The organism is Corynebacterium sp. P4-C1 (assembly GCF_030503595.1).
Taxonomy (GTDB): Bacteria; Actinomycetota; Actinomycetes; order Mycobacteriales; family Mycobacteriaceae; genus Corynebacterium.
In genome coordinates, this window is record NZ_CP129966.1 from 2,225,764 (window position 1) to 2,243,471 (window position 17,708).

Annotated in this window: 16 protein-coding genes; 4 read left to right on the top strand and 12 right to left on the bottom strand. The window is 62.9% G+C overall.

Annotated features, from left to right (window positions below; genetic code table 11):
* Positions 1-53: 53 nt before the first annotated feature.
* The 3 genes from rpsT to QYR03_RS10585 all read right to left on the bottom strand — a co-directional run bounded on the left by rpsT (position 54) and on the right by QYR03_RS10585 (position 1,707).
* Positions 54-317 (bottom strand): 30S ribosomal protein S20, encoded by a 264-nt coding sequence (rpsT, locus tag QYR03_RS10575; protein ID WP_259851188.1) that lies wholly within the window; start codon positions 315-317, stop codon positions 54-56.
* 193 nt (positions 318-510) lie between these two features.
* Positions 511-1,005 carry a type II toxin-antitoxin system PemK/MazF family toxin gene (locus tag QYR03_RS10580; RefSeq protein ID WP_259851187.1) on the bottom strand — a complete coding sequence of 165 codons (495 nt, stop codon included), beginning with the start codon at positions 1,003-1,005 and terminating at the stop codon, positions 511-513.
* Between the two features lie 9 nt (positions 1,006-1,014).
* On the bottom strand, positions 1,015-1,707 hold the full coding sequence (locus QYR03_RS10585; RefSeq protein WP_301712875.1) for a hypothetical protein: 693 nt from the start codon (positions 1,705-1,707) through the stop codon (positions 1,015-1,017).
* 101 nt (positions 1,708-1,808) lie between these two features.
* On the opposite strand from QYR03_RS10585, the gene lepA reads away from it, so the two are divergent.
* From lepA to QYR03_RS10600, 3 genes are all read left to right on the top strand, one after another.
* Positions 1,809-3,659: a translation elongation factor 4 gene (lepA, locus tag QYR03_RS10590; protein WP_301712874.1), complete on the top strand. Its 1,851-nt coding sequence runs from the start codon at positions 1,809-1,811 to the stop codon at positions 3,657-3,659.
* A gap of 63 nt (positions 3,660-3,722) precedes the next feature.
* Positions 3,723-4,928, top strand: a complete 1,206-nt coding sequence (locus QYR03_RS10595; RefSeq protein WP_301712873.1) for an ATP-binding protein — start codon at positions 3,723-3,725, stop codon at positions 4,926-4,928.
* Positions 4,929-4,946: 18 nt separating this feature from the next.
* Complete coding sequence (locus QYR03_RS10600; RefSeq protein ID WP_301712872.1) at positions 4,947-6,176, top strand: alpha/beta fold hydrolase; 1,230 nt, start codon at positions 4,947-4,949, stop codon at positions 6,174-6,176.
* On the opposite strand, the gene QYR03_RS10605 is transcribed toward QYR03_RS10600, so the two are convergent.
* The 8 genes from QYR03_RS10605 to brnQ form a co-directional block, all read right to left on the bottom strand.
* The gene (locus QYR03_RS10605) at positions 6,140-7,015 is read right to left on the bottom strand and encodes a ribokinase (protein ID WP_301712871.1); all 876 of its coding nucleotides are present in this window, start codon (positions 7,013-7,015) and stop codon (positions 6,140-6,142) included. The two genes, QYR03_RS10600 and QYR03_RS10605, sit on opposite strands and share 37 nt — an antisense overlap.
* Before the next feature lie 9 nt (positions 7,016-7,024).
* Positions 7,025-8,419 (bottom strand): ABC transporter ATP-binding protein, encoded by a 1,395-nt coding sequence (locus QYR03_RS10610; RefSeq protein ID WP_259851177.1) that lies wholly within the window; start codon positions 8,417-8,419, stop codon positions 7,025-7,027.
* Positions 8,416-9,204 (bottom strand): ABC transporter permease, encoded by a 789-nt coding sequence (locus QYR03_RS10615; RefSeq protein WP_301712870.1) that lies wholly within the window; start codon positions 9,202-9,204, stop codon positions 8,416-8,418. The genes QYR03_RS10610 and QYR03_RS10615 overlap by 4 nt, the downstream gene beginning before the upstream one ends.
* Positions 9,201-10,133 (bottom strand): ABC transporter permease, encoded by a 933-nt coding sequence (locus tag QYR03_RS10620; RefSeq protein WP_301712869.1) that lies wholly within the window; start codon positions 10,131-10,133, stop codon positions 9,201-9,203. The genes QYR03_RS10615 and QYR03_RS10620 overlap by 4 nt, the downstream gene beginning before the upstream one ends.
* Positions 10,130-11,608, bottom strand: coding sequence for an ABC transporter substrate-binding protein (locus QYR03_RS10625; RefSeq protein WP_301712868.1), 1,479 nt, complete (start codon positions 11,606-11,608; stop codon positions 10,130-10,132). The genes QYR03_RS10620 and QYR03_RS10625 overlap by 4 nt, the downstream gene beginning before the upstream one ends.
* A 10-nt stretch (positions 11,609-11,618) precedes the next feature.
* Entirely contained in the window at positions 11,619-12,326 is a 708-nt protein-coding gene (locus QYR03_RS10630; protein ID WP_301978648.1) for a GntR family transcriptional regulator, read from the bottom strand.
* A gap of 139 nt (positions 12,327-12,465) precedes the next feature.
* On the bottom strand, positions 12,466-13,443 hold the full coding sequence (locus tag QYR03_RS10635; RefSeq protein WP_259851173.1) for an LLM class flavin-dependent oxidoreductase: 978 nt from the start codon (positions 13,441-13,443) through the stop codon (positions 12,466-12,468).
* A 66-nt stretch (positions 13,444-13,509) separates the two neighbouring features.
* A complete protein-coding gene (gene brnQ, locus QYR03_RS10640; protein ID WP_301712867.1) occupies positions 13,510-14,910 on the bottom strand; it encodes a branched-chain amino acid transport system II carrier protein in 1,401 nt (466 codons plus the stop codon).
* 311 nt (positions 14,911-15,221) lie between these two features.
* Here brnQ and QYR03_RS10645 point away from each other — a divergent pair, with 311 nt between their 5' ends.
* Positions 15,222-16,658 carry an HNH endonuclease signature motif containing protein gene (locus QYR03_RS10645; RefSeq protein ID WP_301712866.1) on the top strand — a complete coding sequence of 479 codons (1,437 nt, stop codon included), beginning with the start codon at positions 15,222-15,224 and terminating at the stop codon, positions 16,656-16,658.
* Here QYR03_RS10645 and QYR03_RS10650 read toward each other — a convergent pair.
* Complete coding sequence (locus QYR03_RS10650) at positions 16,655-17,701, bottom strand: trehalose synthase (RefSeq protein WP_301712865.1); 1,047 nt, start codon at positions 17,699-17,701, stop codon at positions 16,655-16,657. The two genes, QYR03_RS10645 and QYR03_RS10650, sit on opposite strands and share 4 nt — an antisense overlap.
* Positions 17,702-17,708: the final 7 nt, after the last annotated feature.

The window sequence follows — 17,708 nt, forward strand, 5'->3', positions numbered from 1 at the left end:
AAGGAAAAATCCCGCCCGCCGTGAAGGCGGACGGGATGGAAGCCGGCAGATAATTAGCCGAGCTTGTTCAGGGCGCGGGCCATGTTGGACTTCTTGTTGGCCGCGTTGTTGCGGTGGAAGACGCCCTTGGTCACTGCCTTGTCCAGCTTGCGGGACGCGATGCGGAGCTGCTCCTCAGCCGCGGTCTTGTCGCCGCCGGCAACGATCTCGTTGAACTTGCGGATCTCGGTGCGGACTGCGGAACGGATGCTCTTGTTGCGGACGCGGCGCTTCTCGTTGGTCAGGACGCGCTTCTGCTGCTGCTTGATGTTAGCCATGAGGTACCTCTTGAATCTTGTCGGATGATCTCGTGCATTCGACTACCTGACTGGTTCTGGGACTACTGCGCCACGTCTTGTGGAGGGGAGCCGCGGACCCAAGGTCCTGCCCGCGGCGCGCGGCGCACCCGAACAATCAGTGCGAATAACCTGTCATACCCTAGCAGCCGGAACGTCGTCGTCCAAAATCGTCCTAGGCCCAGTCGAAGCGCTTGCGCAGGTGCTCGGCGATGTGCTCGAAGAGGCGGGCGGGAAACAGCGCTCCGCGCCGGCGCAGGTCGGTCTCGGGAACGTAGAGGGTCTTGTCCAGCCGCACCCAGCACGGCTCACCGGAAGGGTTCCACTCGCCGCATCCGATGGGAAGCCAATTCGCCTCGTCGGCGTGGTCTTCGTTGGCGGAGATCAGCAGCCCCAGGACATCGTGGTGGTCGCGCCCCACGACGAGCAGAGCCCTTTCACGCAGCGGAACAGTCGGAATGTTGAACCATACCACTTCGCCGGGTTCGGCTTGCCCGTCCATGTCAGGGGCGTAGAAGATGTTGCGTGAGATCTCCCCGGTGGGCACGACGCGCGCCCGGGCGGCACGGCGGCGTTGGCTGGTGGGGGAGTTGCCCATGCGGTCGTTGAGGATCTCCAGCCCCTGGTCGAGCGCCGTCGTCCTATCGGCAAACCGCCGTAAGAATTTCATTGTGTAGTCCTAGAGTTCCAGGCGCTCAATATTCGCGCGCAGATCGGCCAGCGCCTCTGGCTCGCCGTTGTGGCGCGCGAAGCGGGTTTGGGCCAGGGCCTGCTGGGTGAGCGCGCGCCAGTGGTCGGCGCTGAGGGGGAGCCGATTGGCCTGGCAGTAGTTGTACATGCCCAAGCATTGATCGAGAACGTCGTTTTCCTCGGCTGTCATGGTCAGCCGGTCCACGATGAACACGGGAAGGGCCGCTGCCGGTTCGCCGCCGAATTTCTGGATCAACCGTTGCTGCGGCGGAAGTTGCCGTTTCTGGGCGGAGCTAAAGATCATCTGTTGGCCCATGGCGACGAGACCGAAAACAAAGGCGGCGAAAGCGGCACCGATGCCGGCCAGGACGGCATCGAGGTTGGGGATCACCGCACCGGCCGCGATAGCGATCACGGAGATGACGGCGCAGGTCGCCGCCAAGACTGAACACGACGTGGCCATGCCCGAGGTCTTCCGGGCGGGCGGCGCGGGTGCGACGGGCTCGATGAAGCGGATGAACTCGTCGTAGGTGCGGAAGGTGTGCGCGTTGGTGCCGTCCATGAGCTGGTCGAGGTTCTGGGGCAGCACGAAGCGGCTGAAGTCTTTCGGGAACAGTTCGGTCGACGCCTGCCAGTCGCGGCGCACCGGTTGCGCACCGAGCCACGGACTGTTGTCGTTCATTGCAGCCTCCCTTTCTGCTGCATACTTTAGCGCGTGACGGCGATTGCCCTCCGGCAGTGCGCTCACGGTATGGTGACCTTAGTTTTTCAGGAGGGATGGCGATGGCGAAGACGAGCACCAATTTCGCGTTGACGACGTTCACGGATCCGGCGCAGATCCGGAATTTCTGCATCATCGCGCATATCGACCACGGCAAATCCACCCTCGCGGACCGGATCCTCCAGTTGTCCAACGTGGTCGAGGCGCGCGACATGCGCGACCAGTACCTCGACAACATGGATATCGAGCGCGAGCGCGGCATCACGATCAAGGCCCAGAACGTTCGCCTGCCGTGGACCACGAAGGACGGCCAGCAGACGATTCTGCAGATGATCGACACCCCGGGCCACGTGGATTTCTCGTACGAGGTGTCGCGTTCGCTCGACGCGTGCGAAGGCGCCATTCTGCTTGTCGACGCAGCCCAGGGCATCGAGGCCCAGACCCTCGCCAACCTGTACATGGCGATGGAGAACGACCTCGAGATCATCCCGGTGCTGAACAAGATTGACCTGCCCGCCGCCGACCCAGAGAAGTACGCGGGAGAGATCGCCCACATCATCGGCTGTGAGCCGGAGGAAGTCCTGCGCGTATCCGGTAAAACCGGCGAAGGCGTGGCGGAGCTCCTGGACAAGGTCGTCGAGCTGATTCCGCCGCCGACGTCTCTTGCCGAAGAGGGGGCCGACGCGCCGGCCCGCGCGCTCGTCTTCGACTCCGTCTACGACACGTTCCGCGGCGTGGTCACCTACATCCGCATGATCGACGGCAAGCTCGAGTCAGGCCAGAAGGTGACCATGATGAACACTGGTGTCACCCACGACATCCTCGAGATCGGCATTGTCTCCCCGACGATGCAGAAGACGAAGGGGCTCGGGCCCGGCGAGGTCGGCTACCTCATCACCGGCGTGAAGGATGTCCGCGAGACCCGTGTCGGCGACACCGTCACCTGGGCTTCCAAGGGTGCCTCCGAACCCCTCGCCGGCTTCGAGGACGTGAAGCCGATGGTGTATTCGGGCCTGTTCCCGGTGTCCCAGGAGGACTTCCCGACGTTGCGCGAGAGCTTGGAGAAGCTTCAGCTTAACGACGCCTCCCTCACCTGGGAGCCGGAGACTTCCGTCGCCCTCGGCTTCGGTTTCCGCTGCGGCTTCCTTGGCCTGCTGCACATGGAGATCACCCGCGACCGCCTTGAGCGCGAGTTCGATCTCGACCTGATCTCCACCGCGCCGTCCGTCACGTACCGCGTCATTGCGGAGGATGGCTCCGAGTCCTTGGTGCACAACCCTTCCGACTGGCCGGGCGGGAAACTGCAGGAAATCTACGAGCCGGTCGTGAATATGACGCTCATCGTCCCGCAGGAATTCGTGGGCGCCACCATGGAGCTGTGCCAGTCCAAGCGCGGCCAGATGAAGAATATGGAGTACCTCTCTGAGGAGCGCGTCGAGCTGCGCTACATCATGCCGCTCGGCGAGATCATCTTCGACTTCTTCGACATGCTCAAATCCCGCACGAAGGGCTACGCCTCCCTTAACTACGAGGAAGCCGGTGAGCAGCCCGCCGACCTTGTCAAGGTGGATATCCTTCTGCAGGGCGACCCGGTCGATGCCTTCTCCGCCATCGTCCACCGCGATTCCGCCCAGTGGTACGGCAACAAGATGACCAAGAAGCTGAAGGAATTGATTCCCCGCCAGCAGTTCGAGGTTCCTGTGCAGGCGGCCATCGGCTCCAAGATCATCGCCCGCGAGAATATCCGCGCGCTGCGCAAGGACGTCTTGTCCAAGTGCTACGGCGGCGATATTTCCCGTAAGCGTAAGCTGCTGGAAAAGCAGAAGGCCGGTAAGAAGCGCATGAAGTCGATTGGTTCCGTCACGGTGCCCCAGGAAGCATTCGTCGAGGCCCTGTCCACCGACGAGGAATAGTTTTTCAGGTATACCTGAAAAACTATTCCAGGTCTGCGAGTTTTTCAGGTATACCTGAAAAACATGAGGGCTTTTCCGCGAGACGACTACCTAGATTTTCTCCGCCGCGTTCACGAACGAGACTTGGTGCGAATCATCACCGGTGTGCGCCGCTGCGGCAAGAGCACGCTACTTGAGCTGTACCGGGAAGAACTCGTGGCCTCAGGAGCGGACCCGCGGTCGATCCTGACCATCAACTTCGAGGATGCCGCCAACGACGCTTTGCGCTCACCTGATGCGTTTCTCCTTCATGTTCTCGAGCAGGTCGAAGTGAATTCTGTCCGGTATCTCCACGTCGACGAGGTTCAAGAGCTAGGTGACTGGTCCCGTGTAGTCAATTCATTGCGGGTGAATCCCGGTCTCGAAATATGCGTCACGGGATCAAATGCCACGATGTTCTCCGGTGAGTCGTTGACGTACCTCGCCGGCAGGTATATCGAGCTCCATATGCTCCCCCTGTCGCTCGCCGAGTTCCGGAGATTCAGGAAGGATTCGGGCAGCAGCGCGGAGGCGTATCGGACGTGGATGGATATCGGTGGGTTTCCAGCGGCAGTGCTGGCTGGGGACCCGGACATCACAGACCAGATCAATTCCAGCCTGTTCGATTCGATCTTCACCCGGGACATCGCCACCCGCGGCCAGATCCGCGACACCGAAGTCTTCCTTCGCGTGGCGCGCTTCGTTTTCGATAACGCGGGATCCCCGTTGTCGACCAACAAAATCAGTAGCCATTTGAAGAGCCAGGGCTACTCCTCCTCGCCGGAGTCGGTCGACCGCTACCTAGGGTTGATGGAAGATGCCCACTTGATATACCGGTGCTCCCGGTACGATACCCAGGGAAAACAGTGGTTGAAAACGAACGGGAAGTTCTATTTCGTCGACCCCGGTCTCCGGACTGCTCTCCTCGGATCGCGGGATGTGAACCGGGGGCACGATCTGGAGAACATGGTTTACCTGGAATTGAGGAGACGCCGGTACCGGGTCTCCACCGGGCATTCGAAAAACGCAGAGATTGATTTCGTGGCCACGCGGGGCAAGGATACGGCTTTCATCCAGGTGGCGTACTCCACCGATGATGCGTCGACGCTCGAGCGCGAGCTGCGCCCCTTGGCGGCAAACGCGGACCGCGCCCGCACCTATCTGATCACTGCTGACCGGATTCCTCCCTCCACGGGCTCCGTGACATGGATTGATGCATTTGAATTCCTTGCCGGAGCACCCCTCGACTGACCCCCTTATACTCGGGTCGTGTTTTCAACGATCATTCCGCCGAACGCGTCCACCCGTGAGCATGAGTTAAAGGTGCCGTGGGACCGGACAAACTCGGATCTCGGCACGTTCACGCTCTTTGCGCGCGAGCTGTACACGGACGAGTCCCTTCCGCCCCTGTTGTTCCTGCAGGGCGGTCCGGGCAATCCGGCGCCGCGCATGGTGCAGGGATGGATCCCGGAGGCGCTCAAGCACTACCGCGTTTTTCTTCTCGACGAACGCGGCACCGGCCGGTCCGGCAAGATCGACAAGGGCACCCCGGACCTCATCCGCCCAGAGATCCTGTCGAAATTGCGCTGCCCGGACGTGGTGGCGGACGCGGAAGATCTGCGGCGCCATCTCGGATTCGAGACGTGGGACGTGCTGGGTAATTCCTTCGGCGCGTTGTGCGTGGGCGCCTATCTATCGTTCGCTCCGGAAGGACTCGGAAGGGCATTTCTCACCGGCGCTCTTCCCCACATCGGCTGGACCCCGGACGAGTATAATGAGATCACGCTGAATCTCGTCGATAAGCGCTGCCAAGAGTTCTACGACGCTGTTCCCTTCGCCGAGGAGAACGTCCGAAAAGTGTGCGCGCACCTGCAAGAAACAGACGAATTCTTGCCGACGGGGGAGAAACTCTCCGCGAACCGCTTCCGTTTCATCGGCGTGGCGTTGGGCGCAGAATTCGGCTTCACCATGCTGGCTAACCTGCTGGAATCACCCTTCTACGAACACGAAAAGCGGCTCCGAAAGGATTTTCTCGCCCAGGTCAGCGGCTTCATCAGCACGGAGGTCAACCCGCTGTGGCCGGTCGTCCACCAAACCCTCATCGGTTCTTCGGATGCGGTGGGGCAATCGCACCTCGCAGCAGATCCGGCCTCAGCTGAGTCCTACTATTTGCTCGGCAACCATTTCTTCCGGCACCATTTTGAGGAAGATCCCGCGCTAAAGCCGTTCAGAGCCGCGGTCGAGGAGATGGAAACATACGACTGGCCCCCGCTTTTCGACGAAACCCAGCTCGCCAAAAACGAGGTCCCCGCCACCGTCGCCCTCTTCGAGCGCGATATGTTCGTCCCTATTGACCTGGCAAAACAGGCGGCCTCCGCGATCGGCAATCTCACCGTCTGGACCCACCCGGAGTGGGACCACGACGCTATCTACAACCACGGACAAGAACTATTCCGCGCGATTCACGAGATATCGCCCGCCCAGGGGAACGAGGGCTGAGCGCCGGGGCGCGTGACCGCGAAAGCACCCACCTTCGCCGCGAAACGGGCGGCTTCCACGAGAGAATCGCCCTGAATGAGGCGGTGGCACAGCGCGCCCGTGAAGGCGTCGCCTGCGCCAACGGAATCGACAGACTCCACACGGGGAGATGCGACCCGCACGACTCCGCCGCCATTTCCCACCAGCGCCCCGTCTGCACCCAACGTGACGACGACAGAAGGAAATTCGCGCAACAGCTCGTCCGCACAGACCTCAGGCGAAGACTTCTTTCCGAGCACCAGCTGCGCCTCGTGCTCGTTGACGATCAGCGGATCGGCTCTTCGCAGAGCTTCCCGGTCCACCTCGATCACCGGCGCCAGATTCACCACCACGCGCCCGCGCGCCAGCTGGACCGCCCGCGCGAAACCATCCGCGGGGATCTCGCCCTGCAACAAAACAAGTTCCGCGTCGGCAATCAACGCAGCATGCTTATCGACGACACCTGCCCCCACCACACCGTTCGCCCCCGGCACCACCATCACGGTGTTCTCTCCGTCCGCCGCAACTGTGATGACCGCCAGTCCGGTCGGGGTGGGGGATGTCTCGACGGCTGTGAGGTCGACGCCGGCGTCGATAAGCAACTGCTTCGCGTCGTCGGCGTGCGCGTCGTTTCCTGTCGCCCCCACGAGCGCTACGGAGCTTCCCAGACGCGCCGCCGCGACGGCCTGGTTCGCCCCTTTTCCGCCGGGCGTGATGCCGCCGCCGCTGCCCAGCAGCGTCTCGCCGGGGTGGGGATGCCGCTGAACGTTAACGGTCAGATCGGCGTTGACGGAGCCGACCACGACGATGTTGAAAGCCATGCTTTTACCCTACGGAATCGCCGCGAGCAATTTCCTGGTGTACTCGTGCCGCGGGTTCGCCCACACCTCCTCGGTAGGGCCTGTCTCCACGATGCGGCCGTGGTGGAGCACCGCGATCGTCGGGCAGACCTGCCGGACAACGGACAGATCGTGGGACACGAAGACGAGGGTGACGTTGTCGTGGACGACCAGTTCGTCGATAAGCTCCAGCACCTGCGCCCGTACGGACACGTCGAGGGCTGAGACCGGTTCGTCCGCGATGAGGATCTCCGGGTGCGGGGCCGCGGCGCGCGCGATCGAGATCCTCTGCCGCTGGCCGCCCGAAAATTGGCTCGGGTAGCGGCCGCCAACTCCCTCAAGTCCGACCTGCGCGAGAACCTCGTCTGCCCGTGTGTCGCCTGCGCCCGCCTCCTTGATCGAATCGCGGACCGTGCGGCGCGGGTTGAGCGACGAGTACGGGTCCTGGAAGACCATCTGCAGGCCCCCGTCGACGTTCACCGTTCCCGAATCCGGTTGGTTGAGCCCCGAAATGATCCGCAGGAGCGACGTCTTGCCCGAGCCGGAACCGCCCACGATGCCGATCCGCTCGCCCTTGCGCACCGACAAGCTCACGTCGTCGAGCGCCACCGTGCCGCCGCGTCTCCAAGTCACGTTGCGCAATTCGATCGCCGGCCCGCCGGTCTCCCTGAGCTTCGCGGGAAGGCCCGGTTTCGACGCCGCCACCAACTGCGCGGTGTAGTCGACCTGCGGGTTATCCAAATCAGCGTCGGGGTCCACAATCTGTCCGTGCTTGAGCACAATGACCCGGTCGGTCATTTTCTTGATCACGGCGAGGTCGTGGGTGATGAACAGCAGCGCCATCCCCCGTTCCCGCACCAGTGTGTCCAGCAGGACGAGAATCTGCCGCTGCACCTCCACGTCGAGAGCCGTCGTCGGCTCATCGCAGATCAGCAGGTCCGGGTCGCCCGCGATGGCCATGGCGATCAGAACTCGTTGCCGCTGTCCGCCCGAAAGCTGGTGGGGGTACGCGTCCGTGCGGTCGACACCCACCTCTCGCAGAAGCTCGCGCGCCTTATGAATGGAGCACGCTTCCGCCACCTGGCGCTCCACCGTCATCAGCGGGTCGAGCGCCGTCATCGGCTCCTGAAAGACCATGGACACCGTCGAACCGCGCTGCTTACGCTTCACCCGCGGCGACGAGCCGATCATGTCCGTCCCGTTGAGCGTGACCGTCCCGGACACCGGGAGCCGCTCATCCAGCAGCCCCATGATCGTCAGGGCCGTCATCGACTTGCCGGAGCCTGATTCGCCGATCAGGCCGAGACGTTCGCCGGGCGCGATATCGAATGAGATCCGGTCTAGGATCCCGTCGATGCACACATCTTCAACATGCACGAGTGTCACCGGTGGGACCTCCTGTCAGCCACAGCATCGCCGAGCAGGTTGAAGCCCAGCACTGTCGCGGCGATGGCTAGACCCGGCCACAGCGCCAGGTGGGGAGCAGTGGAGAGGAATGCCTGCGACGACTGCAGCATCCGCCCCCAAGAGGCGTACGGCGCAGGCGTTCCCAGGCCCAGGAAAGACAGCCCCGCCTCCGCCAGGATCGCCAAAGCCAGCGCCACCGAGACCTGCACCGCCAGCGTCGCGGTGATATTCGGCAGCACATGCCGCCACGCAATCACGACCCCGGAGACCTTGGAGATCCGCGCCGAGAGCACGTAGTCCTGCGCCATCACCTGCAGCGTCCCCACCCGCGAGACACGTGCGAACCCGGGGATACCGGCGATGCCGATGGCCAGCACCACAATCCACATCGAGCTCCCGAACACCGCTGTGAACACGATGGCCAACAGCAGCGCGGGGAATGCCAGGAGCAAATCGTTGCCCCGCATGATCAGCCGCTCGGTCCAGCCGCGGCTCATGCCGGCCCACACTCCCAGCGGAACCCCGACCGTGGCAGACAGCGCGACCGACGCCACCGCGACTGTCAGCGTGGTCCGTGCCCCGTCCATCACGCGGCTGAGCACGTCGCGCCCGTACTGGTCCGTCCCCATCCAATGGGCGAGCGTTGATCCTTGCAGCCTCTCCGCCGGCACTGCGTGCACGGGGTCGTACGGAGTCCACACCATCGCGACCACAGCGAAGAGCACCGCCATACCGACGAACAGGAGGCCTAGCCACTTCCTCATGCCTGGCTCCTCAACCGCGGGTCGATGAACCTGTACAGCACGTCCACCACCAGTGTGACCGCCAGGGTGAACACGACGAGGAGCATCATGAGGGTCTGCACCGTGGTGAGGTCGCGGGTCGCCACCGCATCCAGCAGCATGGAGCCCAGCCCCGGAAGGGCGAACACGCGCTCGATGACCACCGCACTCACGATCAGAGTGGTGAACTGCAGTCCCGTGACTGTCAGCACAGGGAGAAACGCGTTGCGCAGGGCGTGCCGGTACAGCGCCTGGCGGGTGGACAGGCCCACAGCACGGGCGGTGCGGACATAGTCTTTGTCCAGTTCCTCGTTGACTGCGCTGCGCACATAGCGTGTGAGGATCGCTGCCTGAACAAGCGCCAGCGCGATCACCGGCAACACCAGATGCGCCAGGAACGCGCCGAATCCCGCGTTGGGCGGGACCCAACCGTTCGCCGGCAGCCAGCCCAACCACACGGAGAACACCACGACGGCGAGAATGCCCACGAGGAAGCTCGGTACCGCGATCCCGACCTGGGTCAACGCCGAAACAATCGCAGTGTCCAGCTTTCCGCGCCGCCGCACGAGATACGTGCCTAAAGGAACGGCGATGGCCATTGAGAGCACCATGGCGCTCACCGTCAGGATCAGGGACACCTGCATCCTGTCGATCACCAGGGGAGTGATGTCCTGCTTGCTCGTCAGGGAGGTACCGAAATCGCCCGTCAGCATTCCGCCGACCCAGTCGAAATACTGCACGACCAGCGGCCGGTCGGTGCCCAATTGCGACGCCAGTTTCGCCACGTCCTCTTCCGAGGCGGTCACACCTAGCGCGATCCGCGCCGGGTCGCCCGGAATTGCGCGCAGCAGCAGGAAGATGATCACGCTCGCGGCGAAGAGCAGCGACACGAAGCGTCCGACCGCCTTCATCCCCTAGTCACCTCCGCCAGGCTGAGTCCGTCAGTGACCACGTCCGGATCGACTCCTTTCACGCCGGGGGCGGTGACAACGATATTGGGCAGATTTGCCAGGGTCAGGGAGCCCGCATCCGCCATGATCGAGTCGACGGCGTCGTGCATGAACTCGATCTGCTGATCCGGGGTGCCGGCATCCGCCCCGGCGAAATCGTCCCGCACCACCTCGGAGTTGTACCCGACGTAGTACTCGGGGGAAAACAGCTGCGGCATATCGCGCGGTTCGACGTGCGCGATCAACGACGACTGGTAGTCCGCCTGTTTGAGCACCTGGTTCAGCCACACCGCGGGGAATTCGACGGTGGTCAGCTTCACCTCGAAGCCGACGTCCTTGAGCTGCGAGAAAATCAGTTCCGCCGCGTCCTGCGCGTACGGGAGGGACGGCACGGTCAACTCCACTTCTGGGGTTTTTCCCGCTAGAAGCTTGCGCGATTTGTCGGGGTCGTAGGGAAAATAATCGTTCCCCGTGAACCACGGGTCACTCGGCGCGACGGGGGCACCGCCGGTGTCAGCGGCCATGCCGGACCACACGATGTCGTTGAGCGCGTCCCTGTCGATCGCGTACGCAACCGCGCGGCGCACATCCGGGTCGTTGAACGGAACGGCTTTATTGTTCAAGCTCAGCAAAACCTCGCCGTTCGTCGTCCCCACATCCACGCCGAATTCACCGGGCAAAGTCTCCAGCAATTCGGGGGCCTGCAGCCCCCACACCACATCGACATCGCCCACGCGCAGGGCATTCACAGACGAAACAGCATCCGAGAAGTACCTGATCGCAGCGTCCTGCCGCGCGGGATCACCCCAGTAATCGTCGCGCGCCGAGAAGGAAATCGACTCGCCGAGCGCGAAATGATCGACGATGTACGGCCCGGTCCCCACAGGATCGGTCGCGAGCTTATCGATGCCTCCCGGAGCCATCATCGCCCCCGTCAGCGTCCCCATCGACCACAGCCAACTATTCGACGGGGTCTGAAGTGTCACCTTCAACGTCAGCGGATCGACGACCTCGACGCCACTGACTGGCGCCATCTGTGCGGACAACCCGTTCGTCCATTTTTCCCGCACGTAGTTGATTGAGAATGCGGCGGTCTCGGCAGTGAATTTCTCGCCGTTGGAGAAGGCCACACCGTCTTTGAGGTGGAACGTGTATTCGGTCCTGTCGTTGCTGATGTCCCAGCTTTCGGCGAGGAAGGGTTGAGGCTGGCCGGAGTCGTCGATACGCACGAGCGTCTCGTACACGTTGTTCATGAGCGCCTGCGGGATCGCGGCACCTCCGGTGGTGGTGAAATCGAGCGACGCGGGCGCCGACGTCGTGCCCACGACCACGCTGTCCGGTTCGATACGGCCGACATTCGATGCCGTGCTGCCGGCGGAACACGCAGACAGCAATCCGACCGAAAGTACCGCCATGACGGTACCGAGTGCTCTCATGTGCAAAAGGCTATTCTTGCGCTGCGGTGATCTCAAACCTCAACGGAATGGACGCACCCCGCACACTGCTGAGTTCGACCTTGACCATATCTCCGCGGTAAATATTCTCCGCGTATTCCACCGGTTCACCCTGGAATGTGAAACCCCTCATTTCCAGCCGCCAAACCGGGTCGCCTTCCGGAATTTCCAGAAGCTCCGCGTGCGTGGCGGTGGCCCTGTCCACTTGCGCGGTGCGGGACGCGTTGTCGATGACCACGCCGGCGTCGAAAAGCTGGTCGTGCACAGGTTCGCTCTCCGGGGTCAAAGCCAGGAACCGCTCGCCGAAGCGGAGGGGGAACACGAGCCTTTCGATGAGCACCGGTACCCCATTCGCCGAGCGCACGCGCACGATTTCCACGACGGGGTCGTTGACCTTCAGGTTGAGCGCCACAGCGATCTTCTCGCCGGCGGGCTCCCTCGCGACCCGGATGATCTTCTCGCCCGGGGTCTGGCCCGCTTCCGCGACGAGTGCGGATGCGGAGATGAGCGCGTTAAAGCTGTTCGTCTTCGGGGCCTCCAGCACGAGCGAGCGGCGGCCGCGGCCGGACGAGATCAGGCCCATGCCCCGCAGGTTCGCCACAGCTTGGCGCACGGGGCCGCGCGAAGTGTCGAATTGCGCGCACAGCTCCGCCTCGGAGGGGAGAGGATCGCCCGGTGCGAGGGTTCCGTCATCGATCAAGCCGCGGAGATAGTCCGCGATTTCCTCGTGCTGCTGTCGGCGTGCGATGGGAATTCTCCTGGCTCGAACTTGTCAAACTGTCTAAACTTTACCCGACAACCTCTCGCTAGAGTACAAAAACACCGACATAAATATTCATCTAGACTGCGCCGGAAACGATCTCCATTGCCCGGACCGCCTCGTCGTGGGTGGGGGACTGGAACGAAACCATCAGCTCGTCCGCCTTCGCGTGCGCCGCGAAATTCTCCAGGTAGTCCGCGACCTGCTCGCCAGTGCCTTGCGCGGTGTAGCGCAGCATACCGACGATCTGCTGGCCCTGCGGCGAGGCCATCACATTGTCCAGCTGTTCTTCGGTGAGGGTCCGCCCCTGGCGTCCCAGGAGCGCGCGCACCCTCGCGCGGTGGACAAGTTCTGTCTGGCGCGCGGCGTCCGCTGCGCTATCTGACGCAGTGACATTCACTGCGGCGATCACGTACGGCTCCGGGTGCCGCTCGGAGGGCTGGTAGTTCTCGCGGTAGTAGGTCGTCGCCGCCTCCAGGTGCGTCGGTGCGAAGTGGGAGGCGAATGAATACGGTAGCCCCAGCTTCGCCGCCAATGTCGCCCCGAACATCGAAGATCCGAGAATGTACAGCGGCACATTCGTTCCGGCTCCCGGCATGGCGGTCACACCCGGCACCACCGAATTCCCGGCGAGATAGCCCTGGAGCTCCAAGACATCGTCCGGGAAATTTTCCGCCGCCATCGGATCCCTGCGGAGGGCCCGCCCAAGAGTGTTCTGGTCTGTGCCGGGTGCGCGTCCGAGACCCAGGTCAATGCGGTCCGGGTACAGCTCGGCGAGCATGCCGAACTGCTCCGCAATCACATACGGGGAGTGGTTGGGAAGCATGACGCCGCCAGCACCGAGACGAATCTTCTCGGTCTTGGCGGCGATATGGGAAATGAGCACCGCCGGCGACGACGATGCGATCGACGGCATGTTGTGGTGCTCGGCGTACCAGACGCGGTCGTACCCCAGCTTCTCCGCTGTCTGGGCGAGTTCGACTGAGCGGGCCATGGATTGGCCCGGCGTCTCATCGTCGCGGACAGTGCAGAAATCCAGCAGGGACAGCGGGGTCATGGTGGTCCTTCCGTTCGGGGATTCTTGTCACCCCGTGCAACGTGACGGAAGGCCACCTCATTCCACCTATACGTTCTGCGCTTCGGCCTCCTCCAAAGAGTCGCCGTCAACGGTGCGCTGTGTACCGATTTCGAGCGGGGCATGCGGTTTCGCGAAGTCGATGATGACACCGATCGCGAATGCCACTGCCGTCGGCAGCAGCCAGCCCAGGTCGTAGTCCTGCATCGGCGACCAGTCGACCAGAGGCGACAGAGCGTCTGCGCCCCAGCCGAGAGAAGTGAAGGTGGAGATCAGGGACCAGACCACCGCCACCCAGATTGGCAGGAAGAAGCCCCAGCGCAGGCGCGTGCGGCGACGGAATGCCGGCTCGATCAGGGTGACGAAGATCAGGGCGATCGCCGGCGGGTACAGGAAGCCGATGACGGGGCCGGCAATCGAGATGACGAAGTCGAGGCCCTGCGTCGACATGACGGCGGATGCAACGGCGAAGATGACCGCCCAGGTGTGGTAGGAGCCGGCGAATTGCTGGGAGAAGTACTCGGCGGTCGAGGTGATGAGGCCGATAGCGGTAGTCATGCAGGCGAGCACAACGATGAGCGCGAAAACGGTCTGGCCGGGGCGGCCCATGAGCTGGAGTGCTGCGTCGGCAAGCAACGGCGCTCCGGAGTCGTACTGCCCGGCGTCCGGCATCGCGCGGCCGATCAGGCCGAGGCCCAGGTAGATCAGGGCGAGCAGGATGCTGGCGACGACCGCGGCGAGGATCGTGCCGCGGACAAGCGGCTTGCCTTCCTCGAAGCCCTTGAAGCGCAACGAGGAGATAACCACGATGGAAAATGCCAGCGCAGCGATCGAGTCCATGGTCAGGTAACCCTCCAGGACACCCGTCGGGTAAGCGCTGGAAGCGTAGTCCTCGCTCGGCGAGTAGTGCTGGTTCGTCATCGTGAACAGAGCCATGCCGATCATGACGGTCAGCAGGACCACCAGCGCCGGTGTGAGGAACTTACCCAGGGTGTCGGTGATGCTGTTCGGGTTCCAGGAAATTGCGAGCGCGATGCCGAAAAATACGATGTTGAAGATCGCCGCGGTCAGGGTGCTTTCCCAACCGAACAGCGGAGTCACCGCGACCTCGAAGGACACAGCGCCGGTTCGCGGCAGGGCGTAGAAGGCGCCGATCGACAGGTATGCCAGAACGGGGAACACGACTCCGAAGAGCGTGCCGGCGCGCTGCGCGAGGTCGCGCACGTTCGAGCCGGAGAGGGCGATCGCGATCACCGCGAGCACGGGCAGAAGCGCGCCCGTGGTCAGGAAGCCGAAGATCGCGGGCCAGAAATTCTCGCCCGCCTCCACGGCGAGCATGGGCGGGAAGATGAGGTTGCCGGCACCGAAGAACATCGAGAAAAGTGCGAGCGCCGTGACGACGATCGCGCTGGTCTGTGTCTTCTTGCCGCTTGGCACAGCAGTAGACATTGGGCCTCCCAAGGAAAATGAACAAAATGTAGGGGCCACCCTATCATCTCACGCTACGGAACAGAATCCCATTGCGTGAAAATTTCGCTTTTCGACGCCCTCTCGCTGTTCGAATTTCCCATCCCATCATTCAGTTGCGACCTGCCGTTTGTGGATTGGCGATCGAACAAGTGATCGAATCTGTGGATAAGTCTCTGCAGTTTTCCTGGGCGGTGTCCGGGTCGCATGCAACACTGTCCGCACAGCCGTTTGAACGGGTGGTGCTAGGCCGCCCGGGCGGCACCCGCTCCGAGCACAGAAAGGAGAAGACCGTGACTGCCGCAGCAGAAGAAGAAGCGCACGTCCCGACTGGGGCGTTCTTCGCCAGTGAGAATCCCGACGACCCACTGACCGCCGCGGGAACCGGGTTCCGCCGGAACCAGCACGCCATCTTCGGGAAATACGCCCACCAGAATGAGTTCCTCGGGTCCCGCGATGTGGACGAGGAAGTGACAGCTGTCAGCATCGCCACCGGCCTGACGCCCCGTGACGTGAAGGAAGGCATGTTCGCCTACATGAGCCTCCAGCAGCTTCCCCGCCTCCGTGCCCTCCAAGACGAGAACCACCGGTTGGACGTGAGACGGCTCGCCGCCATCGAGAAAGCCGTGAACCGTCTGGGCAATGACGTGGAGGAGGAAGACTACGGGCAGATCGACGAGCTCCTCGTCGGTCTGTTCACGCCCGACTACCCAAACCAGCAGCTGCCAACGCCGTACATGGTGACGCTGAGACTCAACCAGCTTCTGGCCACACTCGACTGCTCGGTGTCGTTCGACGCGGACAAAAAGAAGAGGCGGTCGGAAGGCCCGCCCGGGATCGGCCATGTTGAGTTCCACCCTGATCCCTCCGGCGTCGGATTGGCCGCTCTGACCCTGTCCGCGGATAATGCCTCGATGGCAGCCGCCAGAGCGTCCATCGCCGCTACGGCCCGCAAGCACGACCTCTCGGATTCGGATGCCGCCCTTAAACTCATCTGCGGCCGCCTGACTCCTGAGCTTCCCGCGACGATCTTCGCCTACGCACCCAAAAACGCAGACGGTTCCGTCGATGTCACTAGGCCGGTCTTCATTCCTGGCTTCGGCTGGTCGGGTGCAGTGGGCACCGAGATGTTCCACTCCTTCAGCCTCAACGTGGTCGACCTCGACGCGGCCGCTACCTGCACCGTCGCCGGGTATGTCGCGCCAGACGCCGTCAAGGCATTCGTCCGCAGCCGCGACGGTACTTGCATCTACCCGGGCTGCGACCGCAGTGCGTGGACGTGCCAGCTCGACCACCGCATCCCGTTCGACGAGGGTGGGCTGACCAGCGCCGACAATCTCTTCTGCCTCTGCCAGCACCACCACAACATGAAGACCGACCGCCTGGCCTTCTATGTTCCCGATCCGGTCACGGGTGAGATCGTCTGGCTGTTCGCCAACGGCACCTATGCCCGCGTAGAGCCGGACAGCGTGCTGGAAGGCCAGATAACTCCGACGAATCCGAAGTGGTCGCGCACCCTGGATGACGTGAAGCGGTTGAAGCGCAAAAATGCCCGGTTTTTCGCCAAGTGCCACCGTGTCCTGGACGATTTCGAGGAGGATTTCGACTACGAGGCCTGCATCGGCAAGCTGCAGGAGCTGGAGAGGGAATACGAGCTCCGTTTCCCCTTCCACCCTGAGCCGCCGCCGGGACCGTACGACCCGGAATTCGAGCCGCCGCCCGAAGACTAGGAGAGTTCCCGGATTGCTCGCAGCGGAATGTCCACCCAATCAGGCCGGTTGTTCGCTTCGTAGACCACCTCGTACGCGGCCTTGTCAGCGATATACGCATCCAAGACAGGGGAGCGGGAGGTGCCGTAACCGGCGAGCAGCTTATCGACGTCCGCCTTACCGCCCATCGCATGCGCGTACCCGAAACTTCGCACCATGCCGGCCACATCCCGCAACGGATGGTCGGGGAGCCTGCGCTGTTCGAGGGGTCGGGCAGGTTCGCCCTCGAAATCAATCAGGTACCAACGATCCGCGAGAAGTGTCTGTCCCAGGTGAAGGTCGCCGTGAATGCGCTGGATGTCGACGTCCCCGTCAGGGATGCGGGAGTAGATTTCCCGCAAATTGCCCTCGAAGGGAGAAAGGGCGTCGGTCTGGGTGAGAAGCTCGTCGAGATGCGAATTGAGGGAACCCCGGATGCGGGACCCGGCAACGGTTTCCGCTCCGAATGCTTCGGCTAACGCTTCGTGCACAGTGCGGATGGCGGCACCGAGATCGTGCTCATTATCGAGACCAGGGTCGAGAGACAATTGGAAGCCGTCGCGGCCACCGGTGATGAACTCCTGCATCATCGCCAGGACTTTTCCGTCGTGGGTGAGGTACCCGCGCACGCCCGCGACATGCGGGCAGTCACCGATGGAGCTGAGCAGCTCGACGTCGGGGTTGATGCCTTCTTCGAGTTTGCGGAAAACCTTGAGCATCCAGGTGCCGTCGACCACGAGGGAGGTGTTCGACTGGTCGGCCCTCAAAGGAACGGCGGTGCCCCCAGACATATCTCCTGTGATTTCGCCGAAATTGTGGAGGTGCTCGAGATAGGACTGCGCGCCCGCCTCGGTCTCGAGGGCGTCGCGGCCGCCAGCAACTAGGACCTGGTACTGGTCGACGGCTCCGTGGTCGACCTCGAGGATCTGCCAGGTGAACGAACCAGCGGAAAGTTCCGAGACGACCGACTGGTGGTTGATCGGCTCGGACTTGGCGCCGTAGAAACGGGTGCTTTTCAGATCCATGCTGGAA

What these genes read in the sequence shown, in the direction of transcription:
- rpsT (WP_259851188.1), bottom strand. Translation starts at nt 317, where the DNA reads ATGGCTAACATCAAGCAGCAGCAGAAGCGCGTCCTGACCAACGAGAAG.
- lepA (WP_301712874.1), top strand. Translation starts at nt 1,809, where the DNA reads ATGGCGAAGACGAGCACCAATTTCGCGTTGACGACGTTCACGGATCCG.
- QYR03_RS10650 (WP_301712865.1), bottom strand. Translation starts at nt 17,701, where the DNA reads ATGGATCTGAAAAGCACCCGTTTCTACGGCGCCAAGTCCGAGCCGATC.
- QYR03_RS10585 (WP_301712875.1), bottom strand. Translation starts at nt 1,707, where the DNA reads ATGAACGACAACAGTCCGTGGCTCGGTGCGCAACCGGTGCGCCGCGAC.
- QYR03_RS10635 (WP_259851173.1), bottom strand. Translation starts at nt 13,443, where the DNA reads ATGACCCCGCTGTCCCTGCTGGATTTCTGCACTGTCCGCGACGATGAG.
- QYR03_RS10605 (WP_301712871.1), bottom strand. Translation starts at nt 7,015, where the DNA reads ATGGCTTTCAACATCGTCGTGGTCGGCTCCGTCAACGCCGATCTGACC.
- QYR03_RS10625 (WP_301712868.1), bottom strand. Translation starts at nt 11,608, where the DNA reads ATGAGAGCACTCGGTACCGTCATGGCGGTACTTTCGGTCGGATTGCTG.
- QYR03_RS10620 (WP_301712869.1), bottom strand. Translation starts at nt 10,133, where the DNA reads ATGAAGGCGGTCGGACGCTTCGTGTCGCTGCTCTTCGCCGCGAGCGTG.
- QYR03_RS10580 (WP_259851187.1), bottom strand. Translation starts at nt 1,005, where the DNA reads ATGAAATTCTTACGGCGGTTTGCCGATAGGACGACGGCGCTCGACCAG.
- brnQ (WP_301712867.1), bottom strand. Translation starts at nt 14,910, where the DNA reads ATGTCTACTGCTGTGCCAAGCGGCAAGAAGACACAGACCAGCGCGATC.
- QYR03_RS10595 (WP_301712873.1), top strand. Translation starts at nt 3,723, where the DNA reads ATGAGGGCTTTTCCGCGAGACGACTACCTAGATTTTCTCCGCCGCGTT.
- QYR03_RS10615 (WP_301712870.1), bottom strand. Translation starts at nt 9,204, where the DNA reads ATGAGGAAGTGGCTAGGCCTCCTGTTCGTCGGTATGGCGGTGCTCTTC.